A 17,869-nucleotide genomic window follows, 5' to 3' on the forward strand; every position below is an offset into this window, starting at 1 on the left:
GTTTCGGGCACCAACGATTTTGGCACGCGGATGCCTAGCCTGGTCGGGTGGATGCGGATGTGATCGTGATCGGCGCCGGGCTGGCCGGGCTGGTGGCGGCGGCCGAGGTGGCCGACGCGGGCAAGCGCGTGATCCTGCTCGACCAGGAGGGCGAGCAGAGCATCGGCGGGCAGGCCTTCTGGTCGTTCGGCGGGCTGTTCCTCGTGGACTCCCCGGAGCAGCGGCGGATGGGCATCAAGGACTCCGCCGAACTCGCCTGGCAGGACTGGCTCGGCAGCGCCCAGTTCGACCGGGCCGAGGACGAGTGGCCGCGGCGCTGGGCCGAGGCCTACGTCCACTTCGCCGCCGGGGAGAAGCGCGCCTGGCTGCGCTCCATGGGCCACCGCGTCTTCCCGGTCGTGGGCTGGGCCGAGCGCGGCGGCGGGCCGGCCGACGGGCACGGCAACTCGGTCCCGCGCTTCCACATCACCTGGGGCACCGGCCCGGGCGTGGTCGAGCCGTTCGAGCGCCGGGTCCGCGCGAGCGACAAGGTGAACCTGCGCTTCCGGCACCGCGTCGACGCACTGCTCCCCGGCGGGGTGGTGCGCGGCACGATCCTGGAGCCGACGACCGTCGCGCGTGGACAGTCGAGCTCGCGCACCGCCGTCGGGGAGTTCGAGCTGTCGGCGTCCGCGGTCATCGTGACGTCGGGCGGCATCGGCGGCGACCACGACCTCGTGCGCAAGGCGTGGCCGGCGCGGCTGGGCGCCCCGCCGCGCCGGATGGTCGCGGGCGTCCCCGCGCACGTCGACGGGCGGATGCTCGGCATCACCGAGGCGGCCGGCGGGCACGTCATCAACCCCGACCGGATGTGGCACTACACCGAGGGCCTGCGCAACTGGGACCCGATCTGGCCCAACCACGGCATCCGGATCCTGCCCGGCCCGTCGTCGCTGTGGCTGGACGCGACGGGCCGGCGGCTACCGGCCCCGTGCTTCCCGGGCTTCGACACGCTGAGCACCCTGCGGCACATCACGGCGACGGGGTACGACCACAGCTGGTTCATCCTCACCCAGAAGATCATCGAGAAGGAGTTCGCGCTCTCGGGCTCCGAGCAGAACCCCGACCTCACCAACCGCAGCGTGCGCCAGGTCCTGCAGCGGGTGAAGAAGGGCGCGCCGGGTCCGGTCGAGGCGTTCAAGCAGCACGGCGCCGACTTCGTCGTGGCCTCCACGCTCGACGAGCTCATCGCCGGGATGCGCCGCCTCGAGCCGGACGTGCCGCTCGACGCCGCGGCCGTCAAGGCCACCGTCGAGGCCCGCGACCGCGAGATGACCAACACGTTCACGAAGGACGCGCAGATCACGGCCCTGCGCGGCGCCCGTTCGTACCGCGGCGACAAGCTCATCCGCGTCGCCTCCCCGCACCGCCTGCTCGACCCGAAGGCCGGGCCGCTCATCGCCGTGCGCCTGAACATCCTGACCCGCAAGACCCTCGGCGGGCTGGAGACCGACCTCTCCGGCCGGGTGCTGCGCGCCGACGGCACCCCGCTCCCCGGTGTGTACGCGGCCGGCGAGGTGGCCGGCTTCGGCGGCGGCGGCATGCACGGCTACAACTCGCTGGAGGGCACGTTCCTGGGCGGCTGCCTCTTCTCGGGCCGCACGGCGGGCCGGGCCGCGTCCCAGGCGGTCTGACCGCGGCGCCGGTGGTGTCGGGCCGCATCCCGGGCGGTCTGATCGCGGCGCCGGTGGTGTCGGGCCGCAGGACGGGTCGGGCCGCGTCCCAAGCGGTCCGACCGCGGCGCCGGTAGCATCGGGTCGCATGCGACGACCGCCCCTCTCGGGCCTGCTGGCACTCGCGGCGACCGTCCCTGGCGTGGTCGTCGCGCTCGCCGGCGTCGAGGTCCCGGCGCCCGTCGCCGCGCTCGTCTTCGGCGGCGCGATCGTCGGCGCCGCGTTCGTGCTGGCCTGGGCGGCCGAGGCGGCCCAGGTCGACGTGTCCGCCGGCCTGGCGGTCGCGGTCCTGGCCCTGATCGCGGTGCTCCCCGAGTATTCGGTCGACTTCGTCTTCACGTGGCGGGGCGGCGAGGCGGCGCGGCAGTGGGGCGCCGACTGCCGGCCGCCCGGCGGCGACGGCACCCCCGCCTGCTCGCTGGCGCTGGCCAACATGACGGGCGCCAACCGGATCCTGGTCGGCATCGGCTGGGTCGTCGTGGTGCTCATCGCGTGGCGGCGCTCGAAGGAGCGCGGCATCACCCTCGGCCGCGCCGACGCCGTCCCGCTCGCGTTTCTCACGATCGCGTCGCTGTACTGCCTGATCCTGCCCTTCAAACGGACCCTCACGCTCTGGGACACCGCCGTGCTCGTGGCGGTCTTCGTCGCCTACAGCTGGCGGGTGTCACGGGCCCCGGCCGGGGAGCCGGAGCTGATCGGGCCCTCGGCGTGGGTCGGCAACCTGGCCAAGGTCCCGCGCCGCACCACGGTGATCGCCCTGTTCCTGGTCTCGGCCGCGGTCATCCTGCTCGCCGCCGAACCGTTCGCGGAGAGCCTGGTCGACACCGGCCGGCAGCTCGGCATCAGCCAGTTCCTGCTCGTGCAGTGGGTGGCGCCGCTCGCCTCGGAGGCGCCCGAGCTGCTGGTGGCCGGGTTGTACGCCTACCGCCTGCACACCACCGAGGCCCTCGGCGCGCTGGTGTCCTCGAAGGTCAACCAGTGGACGCTGCTGGTCGGCACGCTGCCGGTGGTCTTCGCCGCCTCCAGCCGCGGCTGGTCGGGGCTGCCGATCGAGCCGGCCCAGCGCGGCGAGCTGCTGCTGACCGCGGCCCAGTCGCTGCTCGCCATCGCGCTGCTGCTCGGGCTGACACTGAGCCTGCGGGCCGCGCTGGTGCTGCTCGGGCTGTTCCTGGTCCAGTTCGTGCTCGCCGCCGTGCTGCCGCGCGAGTACCACGACCGCGAGCTGGTCGCCCTCAGCGTCGTGTACCTCGCCCTGGCCGTCGTCACCGCGGTCCGCAAGCGCGCCTGCCTCGTGCCGATGCTGCGCGACGGGCTGCTCACGCGCTACTCCGACCTCGGCGGCGACATGCACTGCACCACGACCGGCGGCGGGCGGCTGCGGCTGCGGACCCGCCTGCGGGCCGCGATGTCGGCGCATCCCAACGGCTGATCACGGTCGGCGCGCGACCGGCTCGCACCTGCCGTACGCTGCCTCGCGTGACGGATCGACGGCGGCTCACCAGCCAGCGGATCTTCGCGCTGACGATCGGCGCGCTGACCCTGCTCATCGCGCTCGGCTCGTGGGCCGGATACGCCTCGCTGGCCGACACCACGCGGGTCTCCGACCGGCTGCAGCAGCGCATCTCCCCGGCCGCCACGGCCGTCGTCGAGCTCGGCGCGGCCCTCGTGGACCAGGAGACCGCCGTGCGGGGGTTCGTCCTGGCCCGCGAGCCGGACTTCCTCGCGCCGTACCAGGAGGGCGTCGCCACCGAGCGCCGCGTCGCCGACCGGCTGCGGACCCTGCTCGCCGACGAGCCGCACGCGCTGGAGCGCCTGGAGGCCATCGAGCGGGCGGCCGCCGGGTGGCGCACGGCGTACGCCGAGCCCCTCATCGCCGCCCCGGACTCCGGCTCGCCGCTGGTCATGTCGAGCAAGGCGGCGTTCGACGCGCTGCGCAACGACGTGAGCGTGCTGCAGCAGCGGGTCGACGAGGCCCGGGCGGCCGGGCGGCGGGCGCTGGACACCTCCCGTCACCGCCGCGACACCATCTTCGGCATCATCGTCGGCGGGCTGCTGCTGGGCCTGTTCGCGATCGCGGTCATGCTGCAGCGGCTGGTGCTGCGCCCGCTCGAGCAGCTGCAGACGTCGGTGCGCCGGGTCGCCGACGGGGACTTCGAGCACCACGTGCCGGCCGGCGGCCCGCCGGACCTGGCCGAGCTGGGATCCGACGTGGAGGCGATGCGGGAGCGGATCGTGACCGCGCTGGCCGAGAGCCGGGGACAGGAGGAGCGGCTGCGGCGCTCGAACTCCGACCTGGAGCAGTTCGCCTACGTCGCCAGCCACGACCTGCAGGAGCCGCTGCGCAAGATCGCGTCCTTCTGCCAGATGCTGCAGCGCCGGTACGCCGAGCAGCTCGACGACCGCGCCCGGCAGTACATCGCCTTCGCCGTCGACGGGGCGACCCGGATGCAGGCGCTCATCAACGACCTGCTCGCGTTCTCCCGGGTCGGCCGCGTCTACGACAACGTCACCGAGGTCGACCTGTCCGCCACGATGCGCCGGGTGCGCTCGGACCTCGAGGCCCGCATGCTCGACACCGACACCGTGCTGGAGTGCCCGGAGGACCTGCCCGTGGTCCAGGGCGATCCGACGCTGCTGGCGATGCTCTGGCAGAACCTCATCAGCAACGCCATCAAGTTCCGCAAGCCCGACACCCCGCCGCACATCGTCGTCGACCGGCAGGACGAGGACGGGTTCCACCGGTTCTCGGTGCAGGACAACGGCATCGGCATCGAGCCGCAGTTCGAGGACAAGATCTTCGTGATCTTCCAGCGGCTGCATCCGCGCGACGTGTACCCGGGCACGGGCATCGGCCTGGCGATCTGCAAGCGGATCGTCGAGCACCACGGCGGCCGGATCTGGCTCGACCCCACCTACACCGGCGGCGCCCGCCTCTGCTTCACGCTGCCGGTCCCCGCCGCGGACCAGTCCTAGCGGCACACCCCGTCCAGCACCAGCGCGATCGAGCGTTCGGCGTCGGCGGGGGCGCCGGACAGCATCGCGAAGAGCAGGGCCAGGTCCTCCGGCACGAGGTCGGGCCGCACCCGGCCCTGTTCCCGCGCGCGGCGCAGCGCGGGGGCCAGCGCCGCGGCCAGCCGCCGGTCGAGGCCGCCGGGCGCGGCGAGGAGCGGGCGCACGACCGCGTACAGGCGCAGGGCCGAGGCGAGCCGGTCCCGGAAGGCGCACGAGTCGTCGGCCTCGAGGCGGGCGAGCTGGTCGAGGACCACCGCGTCGACGAGGGTGGGCCGGTCGCGGAAGTGGCGGTACAGCGTCGCCTGCCCGACGCCGGCGCGCCGCGCGACCTCGGGCATCAGCACCCCGCCCCGGCTCAGCATCAGCTCGCCGGCCGCGCGCACGATCGCCGAGCGGTTGCGCTGCGCGTCGCGCCGCCGCGGCGTCGGGACCCCGTAGAGCACCAGAGCATGTTACCGACCGGTAATGAGAATGTCACGGCCTTCTCATTCTCGGAACGGGCTCCTAGGCTCCCGCCACCACGAAGCGCTACCCCGCCAGGAGCGTGCGCATGACCCGTTCCCGCCCGACCATCGCCCTCGTCGCCGCCGCCGTCCTCGCCGCAGTCACCCTCCAGGCGCCGCCCGCCGCCGCGGCCGCGCCCACCACGAAGTTCGTCGACATCGCCGGAGCCGGCGGCGTCACCCTCAAGGCCAACGTCGTCGCCCCCGCCGACACCGCGAGGCACCCCGCGATCGTGTTCCCGTCCAGCTGGGGGCTCAACGACCTCGAATACCTCGCGCAGGCAAAGGCGCTGGCCGGGCGCGGGTACGTCGTCGTGTCCTACACCCCGCGCGGCTGGTGGGCCTCCGGCGGCGAGATCGACACCGCCGGGCCGCAGGACCTGGCCGACCTGTCGAAGATCGTCGACTGGACGATCGCGAACACCGCGGCCGACCCGGCCCGCATCGGCGCGGCCGGCGTCAGCTACGGCGCCGGGATCAGCCTGCTCGGGTCCGCGTTCGACCAGCGCATCCGCGCGGTCGTCATGATGAGCGGCTGGACCGACCTCGTCTACAGCCTCTACGGCGACAACACCCGCCACCGGCAGTCCGCCGGGCTGCTGAGCCTCGCCGCGAGCCTGCTCGGCCACCCCGGCACCGACCTGAGCGGCAAGCTCGCCGACTTCAACGCCGACCGCAACGTCGAGGAGGTGAAGGCCTGGGCCCGGGTGCGCTCGGCGGCCACGTACCTCGACGCCATCAACGCGAACAAGCCGGCCGTGATGATCGCGAACGCGTGGGGCGACTCCTTCTTCCCGCCCGACCAGCTCGTGGACTTCTTCGGCCGGCTGCAGACCCCGAAGCGGCTCGAGCTGCGCCCCGGGGACCACGCGATCGCCGAGTTCACCGGCATCCTGGGGCTGCCCAACGGCGCCTGGACGAGTCTGTACCGCTGGTTCGACCAGTACCTCGCCGGCGTGGACACGGGCATCGGCGCCGAAGCGCCGGTACAGCTGCAACCGCTGAACGCGGGGGCCGAGCAGTATGCGTCGTGGTCGGCGCTGAACACCTCGGTCCGGCGCTACGGGCTCGGCCCGGTCCGCCGCCTCGACGGCACCGGCCTGCTCGGCGGCGCCCCGAGCACCGGCTGGAGCAAGACGCTGCCGGGCGACCTCGACACCGTCGCGAACGGCGGCGTGGTGCTGCTGACCAACGGCGTCGGCGCGTTCACCGGCCAGCAGCCGCAGATCTGGCTGCCCGCGGTGGACCGGCTGCGCGCGGGCGTGTGGGCGTCGGAGCGGCCCGGTTCGGCGCTGCGCATCCGCGGCATCCCGCGGGTCCATCTGAACCTGGCCGGCACCCCGAAGGGGACGCTGATCGCGTACCTGTACGACCTCGACAACCTCGGCAACGCCAAGCTCATCACGCACGCCCCGGTGTCCTGGAGCGGCGGCGGCTCCGTCGATGTGGCACTGTCCGCGACCGCGTACGACGTGCCGGCCGGCCACTCCCTGACCCTCGTCGTGGACACCACGGATCCGCTGTACTACGACGACAATGCCCTCGGCGCCACCGTGACCGTCGCGGGCGGATCATATGCGGACGTGCCGATCCGGTAGAACGGGTGCATGAACATCATCCGCACCGACCACGTCCTGGAGGTGCCGCTCGACCACGACGACCCCGCGGGCGAGACCATCGCCGTCTACGCCCGCGAGGTCGTCGCCCCCGGCGGCGAGGACAAGCCGTGGCTGGTGTTCCTGCAGGGCGGCCCCGGCAGCGCCTCGCCGCGCCCGCTCGGCCGGGAGTCCTGGGTGGGGCGGGCCCTCGACGACTACCGGGTGCTGCTGCTCGACCAGCGCGGCACCGGCCGCTCGGCCCGCGTCAGCCGCCACAGCGTCACGCGGCGCGGCGGCCCGCGGGCGCAGGCCGAGTACCTGTCGCACTTCCGCGCCGACAGCATCGTCCGCGACGCCGAGTGCTTCCGCCGCCACCTGCTCGGCGAGGCCCGCTGGACGGTGCTGGGCCAGAGCTTCGGCGGCTTCTGCGCCGTCACCTACCTGTCGTTCGCCCCCGAAGGACTGCGCGAGGTGCTCATCACCGGCGGGCTGCCCGGGCTGCACGCGCGGGCCGAGGACGTCTACCGGCGCACCTACCCGCGCGTCGCGGCGCGCAACGCGGCCCACTACGCGCGCTACCCGGACGACGTCGAGGCCGTCCGCGCCATCGCCGAGCACCTGCGCGCCCACGACGTCCGGCTCCCCGACGGCGCCCCGCTGAGCGTGGAGGCCTTCCAGACGCTGGGCGTCGCGCTGGGCTCCAGCACCGGCTCCCACGAGCTGCACTACCTGACCGAGGACGCCTTCGAGGCCCCCGGTGTGCTCTCCGACGCCTTCCTCGCCGAGGTCCACCACCGCCTGAGCTACGCGACGCGGCCGGTCTTCCCGCTGCTGCACGAGCCCATCTACGGCCAGGGCCCGGGCGCCACCGCCTGGGCCGCGCATCGCCTGCGCGCGGAGCACCCCGAGTTCGACGCCCTGGCCACGGACGCCCCGGTCTACTTCACCGGCGAGATGACGTATCCGTGGCAGTTCGCCAACGACCCGGCGCTGGCCCCGCTGGGCGAGGCGGCCGAGCTGCTCGCGGCCCGCGACTCGTGGCCCCGCCTCTACGACCCGGCGGCCCTGGCCCGCAACGAGATCCCGGTCGCGGCCGCGGTGTACCACGACGACATGTACGTCGACCGCGAGCTCTCCCTGGCCACCGCCGACGCGATCCGGGGCGCCCGCGTCTGGGTCACCGACGAGCACGAGCACGATGCCCTGCGGGTCAGCTCCGGCCCGGTGCTCGACCGCCTGATCGGCATGGTCCGCGGCGAGCGCTGACCCGGCTCGCGAACGCCCCGGGGCGGGCACCGGTCGGGTGCCCGCCCCGTCTCCTGATCCCCAGGAAGCTTCAGCGCCGCGGCTTCTGCGGCGCCCTCGGCCGCACGAGCGGCGGGCCCGCCGCGGCCAGGTCGCCCTGAACCGTGCGCAGTGCCTTCTTCGGCTGGTAGTTCGCGTCCCACAGGCAGCCGGCGCCCTCCGGCGGGCTCTTGAACCAGCCCGGGATCCACGAGTGCTTGTCGGTGAAGCCCCACACCGTGAACGACAGGCAGTGGGGGTTCATGAGGCACGCCTGGAGCAGGACGTGGTAGTTGTACGCCGCGGCCTGGTCGCGGGCGTTGAGGTCGGCGCCCGCCGCGTCCAGCGCCGGGTCGGACGCGTTCTTCAGCAGGCTGCGCGCGTCGACCTCGGTGAAGGCCACGGCCAGGCCGAGGTCGGTGAACCTCTGCAGCGCGTCGGCCACGGCGAGGACGTCGTAGTTGCCGTACTGGGTGCTGAGGTGGCCCTGGCTGCCGACGCCGTCGATCGGCACGCCCCGGGCGCGCAGCCCGCGGACCAGGTCGTAGACGAACCGGGTCTTGTCGCCGGGGCCGCCGTCGCCGAACGCCTCGATGTTGTAGTCGTTGTAGAACAGCAGCGCCTTCGGGTCGGCGGCGCGGGCCCAGCGGAAGGCGTCGGCGAGGTAGTCCGGGCCGAGCAGGTCGGCGAACTTCTGCTTCAGCGAGCCGGTGTCGCCGCCGAGGTGGATCGCCGACGGGGTCTCCCACGGGTCGGAGACGGCCTCGTTGACCACGTCCCACTGCCAGATCCGGCCGCGGTAGCGGCTCACCACGTCGGTGATGTGCCGCTTGAGCAGGGCGCGCAGCTGCGGGCCGTCGATGGTGCCGTCCTGGATGCCGGTGCTGAGCCAGCCGGGGAGCTGGCTGTACCAGGCCAGGACGTGGCCGCGCACCTGCTGGTGGTTGCGCTCGGCGGCGGCGACGAACGCGTCGGCCGCGGCCCAGTCGTAGGTGCCGCGGGTGGGCTCCAGGCTCTCCCACTTCATCGCGTTCTCGGCGGTGACGGTGGAGAACTGTCCGTCCACCATGGACCGGTACTGCGGGTCGGCCGCGTCGGCGTAGGCGGCCGCGTCCACGGCGGTGCCGAACGCCAGGCCGTTGCGGGCGGCGAGCCCGCGCAGGCTCTGGTCCTGCGTCGCCGGCGGGCGGGGACCGCCGGCGGACGCGGCGACGCCGCCCAGCGTGGCCGCGACCACGGCCGCCAGAAGGCCGGCCGTGGCCATGCTGCGTAATGTCATGAGGATGGCTCCCGATTGTTTCGAAACAATTCCGGATTCGCCTTGAGACATCGACGCTATTGCCACACGAAAGGCGAGTCAACAAGCCTCCGTTATCGAAACATCATTGGCGCGAAACCCGCTTGCTGATGATGTCGAAGGCGACCGCGGCGATCAGCACGAGGCCCTTGATGGCCTGCTGCCAGGCCGCGTCGACGCCGAGGATCGACAGGCCCATGTTGAGCACGCCCATGATGAGCGCGCCGATCACGGCCCCGGTGACCTTGCCGATGCCGCCGGTCACGGCCGTGCCGCCGATGAACGCGGCGGCGATGGCGTCCAGTTCGTAGTTGGTGCCGGCGCCCGCGACACCGGCCCCGGCGCGGGAGGTGGTGACGACCGCGGCGACACCGGCCAGAATGCCCATGTTGACGAAGATGAGGAAAGTTACACGCTTCGTCTTCACGCCCGAAAGTTTCGCCGCGGCGAGATTTCCGCCCATCGCGTAGATATGCCGGCCGAATACGGTGTTGCCCATGATGTACGTGTACAGAATGACGAGCGCGCCGACGATGACGAGCACGTTGGGGGTGCCGTCGGTGCTCTCGGCGAGCAGGTAGGTGATGTAGCCGATGAGGGCCGTGAACACCACGAGCTTGCCGATGAACGCGGCCTGCGGCTCCAGGCGCAGGTCGTAGCGGATCAGCTCGCGGCGGGTGCGCAGCTGGAAGAAGGCCAGGCCGCCGATCGCCACGAGACCCACGAGCAGCGTCATGCCGTCGAGGTTGCCCACGAAGCCCAGCGCGTTGGGCAGCGACTTGGCCGCGATGGCGCCGAAGCCCTTGTCCTGCACCGGCACCGTCTGACTGACCGCGAGCACGGCCAGGCCCCGGAAGAGCAGCATGCCGCCCAGCGTCACGATGAAGGCGGGGATGCCGACGTACGCGATCCAGAAGCCCTGCCAGCATCCGACGACGACGCCGATGACGATGGACGCGGCCACCGCCAGCGGCCACGGCCAGCCCCAGTGGGTGATCATCAGGGCGCAGACGCCGCCGATGAAGGCCACGATGGACCCGACCGACAGGTCGATGTGCTGGGCGACGATGACCATCACCATGCCGATCGCCAGGATCAGCACGTAGGCGTTCTGCTGCACCAGCGCGGCGACGTTGTCGGGGTAGAGCAGGCGGCCGTCGGTCAGCACCTGGAACGTGACGACGATGGCGATCAGCACCGTCAGCATGCCGTACTGCCACAGGTTCTGCCCCAGATAGCCCCGCAGCGAGGACACCTCGGTGGGCTTCGTCTCCGGCGGCAGCGTCTCCACGGTGCTCATCGCGACACCCCGCTCCGGTCCATCGTCATGTATCGCATCAGGCCCTCCTGGGTCGCCTCGGCGCGGTCCATCTCGCCGGTGATCCGGCCCTGGCTCATCGCGTAGATCCGGTCGCAGATCCCGAGCAGCTCCGGCAGCTCGGATGAGATGACCACGACCGCCTTGCCGGCATCCGCCAGCGCGTTGATGATTTCGTAGATCTCGTACTTCGCCCCGACGTCGATCCCGCGGGTCGGCTCGTCGAGGATGAGGACCTCCGGCTCGGTGAAGAGCCACTTGCTCAGCACGACCTTCTGCTGGTTGCCGCCGGAGAGCTTGCCGGTGAGCACGGCGACGGAGTCGGCCTTGACCCGCATCTCCCGGCGCAGCCGCTCGGCCCGGTGGACCTCCTCGGCGTTGTTGACGATGCCGAGGCGCGCGACGGTCGCGAGCTTGGCCGCGGTGATGTTGCGCTTGATGTCCTCGATGAGGTTGAGGCCGTAGCGCTTGCGGTCCTCCGTCGCGTAGGCGATCCCGTGCCCGATGGCCTCGTCGACGCTGCGCACCCGGACCTCCCGGCCGTGCAGGTAGATCCGGCCGGAGATGCCGGTGCCGTAGCTGTGGCCGAACACGCTCATCGCCAGTTCGGTACGGCCGGCGCCCATCAGGCCCGCGATGCCCACGATCTCCCCGCCGCGCACGTTCAGCGCCGCGTTGTCCACCACGACCCGGCCGCGGTCGATCGGGTGGTGCACGGTCCAGTCCTCGATGCGCAGCACCTCCGCGCCGATACGCGGGGTGTGCTCGGGAAACCGGTGCGCGAGGTCGCGCCCGACCATGGCCCGGATGATGGCGTCCTCCGACACCGGTTCGGCACCGTGCATGTCGAACGTGGCCACCGTGCGGCCGTCGCGGATCACGGTCGTGGTGTCGGCGATCGCGGCGATCTCGTTGAGCTTGTGGGAGATGATGATCGACGTGATCCCCTGGCCCTTGAGCTGGCGGATCAGGCCGAGCAGGTGCTCGGAGTCGGCGTCGTTGAGCGCCGCGGTCGGCTCGTCGAGGATGAGCAGCCGCACCCGCTTCGACAGCGCCTTGGCGATCTCGACCAGCTGCTGCTTGCCGACGCCGATGTCGAGGATCTTCGTGTCCGGCTGCTCGCGCAGCCCGACCCGGTCCAGCAGCTCGGCGGCGCGGCGGTTGGTCTGCGGCCAGTTGACGATGCCGCGGCGGGCCTGCTCGTTGCCGAGGAAGATGTTCTCGGCGATGGACAGGAACGGGCTCAGCGCGAGCTCCTGGTGGATGATGACGATCCCGCGGTGCTCCGAGTCGCGGACGGACTTGAAGTGGCACGGCTCGCCGTCGAAGACGATGTCGCCGTCGTAGGAGCCGTGCGCGTACACACCGCTCAGGATTTTCATCAAAGTGGACTTCCCGGCACCGTTCTCACCGCAGATCGCGTGGACCTCGCCCTCGGCGACGCTGATGGTGACGTCCCGCAGGGCCTGCACGCCGGGGAACGATTTGCTGATGCCGTGCATCTCGAGCAGTGAGGGCATGGGGCCTCCCGCGACAGTGGGCCGGGCCCGCGGCTGCGGACCCGGCCCGGTACGGCTGATCGGTTACAACCCCAGGTCTGAGGCTTTGAAGAAGCCGGAGTCGACGAGCTTCGACTTCACGTCGTCCTTCGTGACCACGACCGGCGGGAGGAGGTAGGAGGGGACGACCTTGACGCCGTTGTTGTACGTCTTGGTGTCGTTCGTCTCCACCGCGGTGCCCTTGGAGATCGCGTCGACCATCTTCGCGACCTGGTCGCCGAGGGTGCGGGTGTCCTTCCAGACCGTCATCGACTGCTTGCCGGCCAGGATGTTCTTGGTGTTGGCGAGGTCGGCGTCCTGGCCGGTGAGGGTCGGCCAGTCCGCGCCGGGCTTGTAGCCGTGCGAGTCCAGCGACTGCGCGATGCCCAGCGCGAGCGAGTCGTTCGGGGACAGCACGACGTCGACCTTCTTGCCGCCGGTGTAGAACGAGTTCAGGCGGTTGTCCATCTCGGCCTGCGCGCCCTCGGTCTTCCAGCCGTTGATCGAGACCGTCTTCCAGTCGTCGTTGCTGGCCAGCTTCTTGCCCGACGGGATGACCAGCTTGCCGCTGTCCACGTACTGCTTGAGCACGTCCCAGGCGCCGGCGAAGAAGAACTTGGCGTTGTTGTCGTCCGAGGAACCGGCGAACGGCTCGAGGTTGAACGGGCCCTTGCCCTGGTCCAGGCCCAGCTTGGACACGATGAACTGGCCCTGCAGCTGGCCGACCTTGTAGTTGTCGAAGGTCGCGTAGTAGTCCACGTTCGGGCTGGAGTTGATCAGGCGGTCGTAGGCGATGACCTTGACCTTCTTGTCCGCCGCCTGCTGCAGCACCGGGGCCAGCGCCGTGCCGTCGATCGAGGCGATGACCAGGATCTTCGCCTTGTCGTTGATCATGTTCTGGAGCTGGGTGATCTGCTGGTCGACCTTGTTGTCGGCGTACTGCAGCGAGGTCTTGTAGCCGGCCTTCTTGAGCAGGTCCTCGAGGTGGGCCCCGTCGTTGTTCCAGCGCTCCAGGCTGCGGGTCGGCATCGCGATGCCGACCAGCGCCGGGCCGCTGTCGCCGCCGCCCCCGGCGTTGTCGTCGGAGCGGGTCTTGCTGCACGCCGACGTCGTGGCGAGCAGGGCAGCTAGAGCGGTGGCGGCCAGGACGCGGAGAGTCTTACCCATCCCTGACGCCTCCTTTCGAGTCGGGAGGAGGGGGTGTGCGCGCAGGGTGCGGGGGTTTGTTATGGCCGCGAACATACCTCCCCGGACCGGTGATCAGAGGTCACAGATCGATAACACCATGGTCAACTCCGTTGCCCCGCAACATGTTTCGAAACACAGTCCTTTAGCTCTAATCTAAATAGTGCTAATGTACTTCCCGTGAGCGTGGATCTTCGGCAGGTCTTCGACGACCTGGTGCGGTTCGAGACCGATCTCTGGAACGGCGTCGACGCGCGCCTGCGGCAGGCCGGGGCCGTGCCCCTCGGGAGCCTCAACGTGCTGCAGGTGGTGGCCCGGACCGCGGACTGCCGCGTGAACGACATCGCCGACGCGCTGTCGATCACCATCGGCGGCGCGAGCCAGGCGGTCGACCGTCTGGTGACACGCGAGCTGCTGGCCCGCCGGCCGAACCCGGCCGACCGGCGATCGTCCATTGTGGAGCTGACCGGCTCCGGCTCGGCCGCCCTCGAGGCCGCCGAGGAGATCTTCGACGCGGCGCTCGCCGAGTGGTTCGGCGGCGCGCTGACGGGTAGCGCCCTGCGCGGCTTCGCCCGCTCACTGTCCACCCTGCGCACCTGGAGGAAGCATGTCTGAGGCACGAGCCGTCCGATTCGACACCTTCGGCGGCCCCGAGGTGCTCTACGTGACCGGGATCCCGATGCCGTCACCCGGACCGGGTGAGGTGGTCGTCGCCGTGCGCGCGGCCGGCATCAACCCGGGCGAGAGCGGGATTCGCAGCGGGGCGCTGGAGTTCAAGTACCCCACCCGTCTCCCCTGCGGCGAGGGGAGCGACCTGGCGGGCGTCGTGACCGCGGTCGGCCCGGGGGTGACCGGCTTCGCGCCCGGCGACGAGGTGCTGGGCTTCTCCTGGACCCGCTCCAGCCACGCCACCCACACCGCCGTGCCGGTCACCCAGCTCATCCCCAAGCCGGCCGCGCTGTCGTGGGAGGTGGCCGGCGCCCTCTACGTGGTGGCCTGCACCGCCTACGCGGCCGTGCGCGCCGTCGGCGCCCGGGAGGGCGAGACGATCGCCGTGTCGGCCGCGGCCGGCGGCGTCGGCACCGTGACCGTCCAGCTGCTGCGCCACCTCGGCGCGCGGGTCCTGGCCATCGCCTCACCGTCCAACGCGGACTGGCTCGCGGCCCGCGGCGCCACCCCGGTCCCCTACGGCGACGGCCTCGCGGACCGGCTGCGCGCGGCGGCGCCCGAGGGCATCGACGCCTTCATCGACCTGTTCGGGCCGCAGTACGTCGACCTGGCGCTCGAGCTGGGCGTCCCGAAGGACCGCGTCAACACCGTCATCGCTTTCGAGGCCGCGGCGCGCCTGGGCGTGCGGGCGGAGGGCAGCGAGGACGCGTCGACCGCGGACGTGCTGACGTACATGGCCGGCCTGGTGGCCGACGGCACCCTGGAGATCCCGATCGCCGGCACGTACGCGCTCGACGACGTGGCGAAGGCCTTCGAGGAGCTGGACCGCCGCCACACCCGCGGCAAGATAGTCCTGCTGCCGTGATCTCGGTGCTGACCCTGCCGATCGAGCGCTGCCGCGTGATGGCACACCTCGACGGCGACATCGTGGCGCCGGGCGACGGCGGCATCGACGTGTTCGAGACGCTGCTGCCGGTGAGCCGCTTCCTCGCGGGGCTGGCGCGATCATCGCAGTTTCCGCGTTCCAACTGCCGGTGCACGGATTGCCGCAATCCGCTCTCCACCACCGGGAGGGGGGTCGCTGCCGGCGCCCAGGTCGAAGCCGATGAGCGGATGCCGTTCGCCGTCCATCCGCATACGATCCACCGGTGACTGTCGAGCATCGGGTGCTGCCGATCGCGCTGGAAAAGGCTCACAAGCTTGGATTTTTCGAGGATCACGATGGGCACGACTTCCAGCCGGATGCCGAGTTCGAGTGGTCGGTCGAAACCACCGAATGGTGGCGCGCGTGGACAGGTGATTCCGCTGTAGAAAGTGCGCCGCTGCGCGTCTTCGGAGTCGACGGCAGCGGTGGAAAGGCAGCCTTCTGGACCCGCTTGCCAGACGCAGCCATCGAGACGCAACCCATCGTGTTCCTCGGTTCTGAGGGCGAGACTCGGGTCATCGCCCGCGACCTGGGCGACTACCTCTGGCTGCTGGCAAACGGCGTCGGGCCATTGGAATCGGTCGACGGAATCCACCGCACTGCAGAGCCGCTGCCAGCGCTCGTGGCGCTCGCGCAGCAGTACACCGGCATCGCAACCCGCAGTCTTGAGGCGGTGATGGCAGCCGCCGGTTCCGAGCTCGCGGCCTTGACGGCCCTCATCGAATCGACCACGAGGTGAGCGAGCACCACTCGCGCGACTGCATGGTCACAGCTGGGCCGGCGTCCGGATGTCCGCCGCGATCCGCGCGCTGCAGACCGTGACGGCCCAGCTGGCGGTTCCGCGCGGGATCTGCCGAATTGCGTGCGCCTCTGAGATCCGGATGTATACGTTGGCGTCCATGGGGACCGCGCCGTGGAAGGTTCGGCAGTACTGTTACTTCTGGCTGGCCAGCGAGGCGGTCACTGCTGGGCGGATCACGGAGCTTCTCGGGTTGGAACCGGATCGAATCGCCGTCATGGGAAGTCGGCGGACGTCGCCCCGGGTGGTCCCTGCCGCCCATCGGTGGGAGATCAGCTGCCGGACGCACGGACGGATCGATGAACAAGTGTCCACCGTTCTCGCTCGCATCGCGCCCGCCGCCGACCGGGTGCGAGCCCTCGTCGATGGTGGCGATGTCGATGCGGGCCTCATGATGGTCCGCTGGTTCGACGATCCCGACGGCGGGTACGGCGCGATGGGCTGGTGGCTGACTCGCGAACAGATCCAACTCCTCGCACGGATGGGCGCAACCGTCGAATCAGACGAATACGCAGGAGACTTCACGGCGCATTCGCCCCGGTGACGCACTGATCTGCCGCGATTCGCTCACTACGCAACGTCATGACTTGAGGATCGTCCGGCTCACTGACATGCCGATGAGCGCGCACCCGACCACCCGCCGACCGTAGCAACCGACTGATCAGGAGCAGTCGAATCGGTAGTCGAACGGCCGGTCAGGACAGCTCAAGCAGACGAACAAGTACATGCCGCCGACGTCGCCGAGCATCAAACCGGCCGGGTTCTGGATACGTCGCCATGGATGATGATCAGGGGCATCGAAGCCCCATCCGTCCATCGCCGGGCGGTCCTGCAGGGGGATCCAACGCTTCTCGTCGCCCCGACTGAACTCCCAGCTGGCCACCGTGATGAGATGCTCCATGGGCACGCCGCAGCCGCATGCCGGCCAGTCCGGCACCTGGGTCCAACCAGGATAGCCGCCCACCTTCGTACCGGAGGCGACCGCCAAGTCAGTCTCGTACTGCCAGCCGGTCTCCCGCTCGATCCGCGCGACGCTGTCCCTGATTTGCGACCAGACAACCTCGGGCAGATCGCGGCTCGGGTACTCGGTGACGCGTTCCGGGTCCAAGACGCACGGGTCGGGCACGTACCGGGCGTCCGCCTCCTCGTCGGGCTCGGGCAACTCCTGCAGCCTGGCGCCGATATCAGCGCGGCGGCGCCACCTCAGTGCAGGTCGAGGCGAACTCCACGGTTGGTGATCGAACGGGCACCACAGCACCTGCAGCATGTCCGTGCCGGCGGGGAACGGAAGCTCGGGAAGGTCTTCAGCAAACAACTGCAACACCGGGACGAGCGGCACCTCGGCCTCGGATGGCTGGCGGTCGAGGTGGTCGTACGGTTCCGGCCCATCGCATATCGGCCAAGGTTCCTTCACCGGCCACAGCAGCGGACCCCCCATCGAACTCTGCTCGGCGGTCGGTGCTCCAAGCCTGGGATGCAGCCTTACGGTTGTCATGGCGAAAGGCACGACCTGCGGAAAGACTTCAGGTATGTCGATCGGGCTGGAAGCGGTGGTGCGCACGGCGATGATCATATGGCGATCCCTGGAGTCTGTGGCAACGCTTGACTACCGGGCCACCACACTGACTCGCCAAGAAGCGCGGGTGACAATGTGGCGGTGACCGATCGCGGACCTGAGTGAGGTCCAGGGCGCTGCGGTCATAAGGTTCTGGCGTTGACCCGGGGGCACCACGAGCCGGCGGCCCCACTTGTCGACATCCTCCCGATGCGCGGCGATGGAGGCGGCGACCTCGGCCTCCAACGCGGCGGCCGGCATCCGCCGTGCGCACTCCCGCACGATCTCGTCAATCAGCGACCCACCCGCCATCGACCCGGCCTCGCCGGCCGGGGCCAAGGTCGTACTCGTGGCGTTCGGGGTGGCTGGCGCGGCCTCATCCTGAGTGACCACCGTGAGCCCGGGCGTACCTTCCCGACCCGCGTTGGCGCTCGGGCCATACTCGAATTCCCGCCTCCGCCCAACACCCCTGCA

Annotated in this window: 16 protein-coding genes and 1 pseudogene; 10 read left to right on the top strand and 7 right to left on the bottom strand. The window is 70.8% G+C overall.

The window, feature by feature from the left end; genetic code table 11:
* The first annotated feature begins 47 nt into the window (after positions 1 to 47).
* From ACQP1P_RS14525 to ACQP1P_RS14535, 3 genes are all read left to right on the top strand, one after another.
* On the top strand, positions 48 to 1,673 hold the full coding sequence (locus ACQP1P_RS14525; RefSeq protein WP_433086927.1) for an FAD-binding dehydrogenase: 1,626 nt from the start codon (positions 48 to 50) through the stop codon (positions 1,671 to 1,673).
* Positions 1,674 to 1,800: 127 nt separating this feature from the next.
* Complete coding sequence (locus tag ACQP1P_RS14530) at positions 1,801 to 3,141, top strand: sodium:proton exchanger (RefSeq protein ID WP_433086929.1); 1,341 nt, start codon at positions 1,801 to 1,803, stop codon at positions 3,139 to 3,141.
* 47 nt (positions 3,142 to 3,188) lie between these two features.
* Positions 3,189 to 4,685 (top strand): sensor histidine kinase, encoded by a 1,497-nt coding sequence (locus tag ACQP1P_RS14535; RefSeq protein WP_433086931.1) that lies wholly within the window; start codon positions 3,189 to 3,191, stop codon positions 4,683 to 4,685.
* Here the strand turns inward: ACQP1P_RS14535 and ACQP1P_RS14540 are convergent.
* Entirely contained in the window at positions 4,682 to 5,167 is a 486-nt protein-coding gene (locus ACQP1P_RS14540) for a TetR/AcrR family transcriptional regulator (RefSeq protein WP_433086933.1), read from the bottom strand. The two genes, ACQP1P_RS14535 and ACQP1P_RS14540, sit on opposite strands and share 4 nt — an antisense overlap.
* Positions 5,168 to 5,274: 107 nt before the next feature.
* Here ACQP1P_RS14540 and ACQP1P_RS14545 point away from each other — a divergent pair, with 107 nt between their 5' ends.
* Together ACQP1P_RS14545 and ACQP1P_RS14550 are read left to right on the top strand one after the other, a co-directional pair.
* The gene (locus ACQP1P_RS14545; RefSeq protein ID WP_433086935.1) at positions 5,275 to 6,825 is read left to right on the top strand and encodes a CocE/NonD family hydrolase; all 1,551 of its coding nucleotides are present in this window, start codon (positions 5,275 to 5,277) and stop codon (positions 6,823 to 6,825) included.
* Between the two features lie 9 nt (positions 6,826 to 6,834).
* The gene (locus tag ACQP1P_RS14550) at positions 6,835 to 8,091 is read left to right on the top strand and encodes an alpha/beta fold hydrolase (RefSeq protein ID WP_433086937.1); all 1,257 of its coding nucleotides are present in this window, start codon (positions 6,835 to 6,837) and stop codon (positions 8,089 to 8,091) included.
* A gap of 70 nt (positions 8,092 to 8,161) precedes the next feature.
* On the opposite strand, the gene ACQP1P_RS14555 is transcribed toward ACQP1P_RS14550, so the two are convergent.
* The 4 genes from ACQP1P_RS14555 to chvE form a co-directional block, all read right to left on the bottom strand.
* Entirely contained in the window at positions 8,162 to 9,373 is a 1,212-nt protein-coding gene (locus tag ACQP1P_RS14555) for an endo-1,4-beta-xylanase (protein WP_433086939.1), read from the bottom strand.
* A gap of 118 nt (positions 9,374 to 9,491) precedes the next feature.
* Complete coding sequence (gene mmsB / locus ACQP1P_RS14560; RefSeq protein ID WP_433086941.1) at positions 9,492 to 10,706, bottom strand: multiple monosaccharide ABC transporter permease; 1,215 nt, start codon at positions 10,704 to 10,706, stop codon at positions 9,492 to 9,494.
* Positions 10,703 to 12,244, bottom strand: coding sequence for a multiple monosaccharide ABC transporter ATP-binding protein (gene mmsA, locus ACQP1P_RS14565; RefSeq protein WP_433086943.1), 1,542 nt, complete (start codon positions 12,242 to 12,244; stop codon positions 10,703 to 10,705). The genes mmsB and mmsA overlap by 4 nt, the downstream gene beginning before the upstream one ends.
* 63 nt (positions 12,245 to 12,307) lie before the next feature.
* A complete protein-coding gene (gene chvE / locus ACQP1P_RS14570) occupies positions 12,308 to 13,429 on the bottom strand; it encodes a multiple monosaccharide ABC transporter substrate-binding protein (protein WP_433086945.1) in 1,122 nt (373 codons plus the stop codon).
* Positions 13,430 to 13,627: 198 nt separating this feature from the next.
* Between chvE and ACQP1P_RS14575 the strand changes: the two genes are divergently transcribed.
* Genes ACQP1P_RS14575 through ACQP1P_RS14595 form a run of 5 tightly spaced genes read left to right on the top strand, consistent with a single transcriptional unit; the run spans position 13,628 to position 16,384 of the window.
* The gene (locus ACQP1P_RS14575) at positions 13,628 to 14,062 is read left to right on the top strand and encodes a MarR family winged helix-turn-helix transcriptional regulator (protein ID WP_433086947.1); all 435 of its coding nucleotides are present in this window, start codon (positions 13,628 to 13,630) and stop codon (positions 14,060 to 14,062) included.
* The gene (locus ACQP1P_RS14580; protein WP_433086949.1) at positions 14,055 to 14,981 is read left to right on the top strand and encodes an NADP-dependent oxidoreductase; all 927 of its coding nucleotides are present in this window, start codon (positions 14,055 to 14,057) and stop codon (positions 14,979 to 14,981) included. Before ACQP1P_RS14575 ends, ACQP1P_RS14580 begins: the two co-directional genes overlap by 8 nt.
* Positions 14,978 to 15,268: a hypothetical protein gene (locus tag ACQP1P_RS14585; protein WP_433086951.1), complete on the top strand. Its 291-nt coding sequence runs from the start codon at positions 14,978 to 14,980 to the stop codon at positions 15,266 to 15,268. Before ACQP1P_RS14580 ends, ACQP1P_RS14585 begins: the two co-directional genes overlap by 4 nt.
* Positions 15,265 to 15,780: an SMI1/KNR4 family protein gene (locus ACQP1P_RS14590; protein WP_433086953.1), complete on the top strand. Its 516-nt coding sequence runs from the start codon at positions 15,265 to 15,267 to the stop codon at positions 15,778 to 15,780. Before ACQP1P_RS14585 ends, ACQP1P_RS14590 begins: the two co-directional genes overlap by 4 nt.
* A 49-nt stretch (positions 15,781 to 15,829) precedes the next feature.
* Complete coding sequence (locus tag ACQP1P_RS14595; protein WP_433086955.1) at positions 15,830 to 16,384, top strand: DUF4279 domain-containing protein; 555 nt, start codon at positions 15,830 to 15,832, stop codon at positions 16,382 to 16,384.
* A gap of 117 nt (positions 16,385 to 16,501) precedes the next feature.
* Here ACQP1P_RS14595 and ACQP1P_RS14600 read toward each other — a convergent pair whose 3' ends face one another.
* On the bottom strand, positions 16,502 to 17,413 hold the full coding sequence (locus tag ACQP1P_RS14600) for a hypothetical protein (RefSeq protein ID WP_433086957.1): 912 nt from the start codon (positions 17,411 to 17,413) through the stop codon (positions 16,502 to 16,504).
* Between the two features lie 144 nt (positions 17,414 to 17,557).
* A pseudogene (locus ACQP1P_RS14605) lies at positions 17,558 to 17,788 on the bottom strand (hypothetical protein); the annotation flags it as partial.
* Between the last annotated feature and the right edge of the window lie 81 nt (positions 17,789 to 17,869).

The organism is Dactylosporangium sp. CA-052675 (assembly GCF_050947935.1).
Taxonomy (GTDB): domain Bacteria; phylum Actinomycetota; class Actinomycetes; order Mycobacteriales; family Micromonosporaceae; genus Dactylosporangium.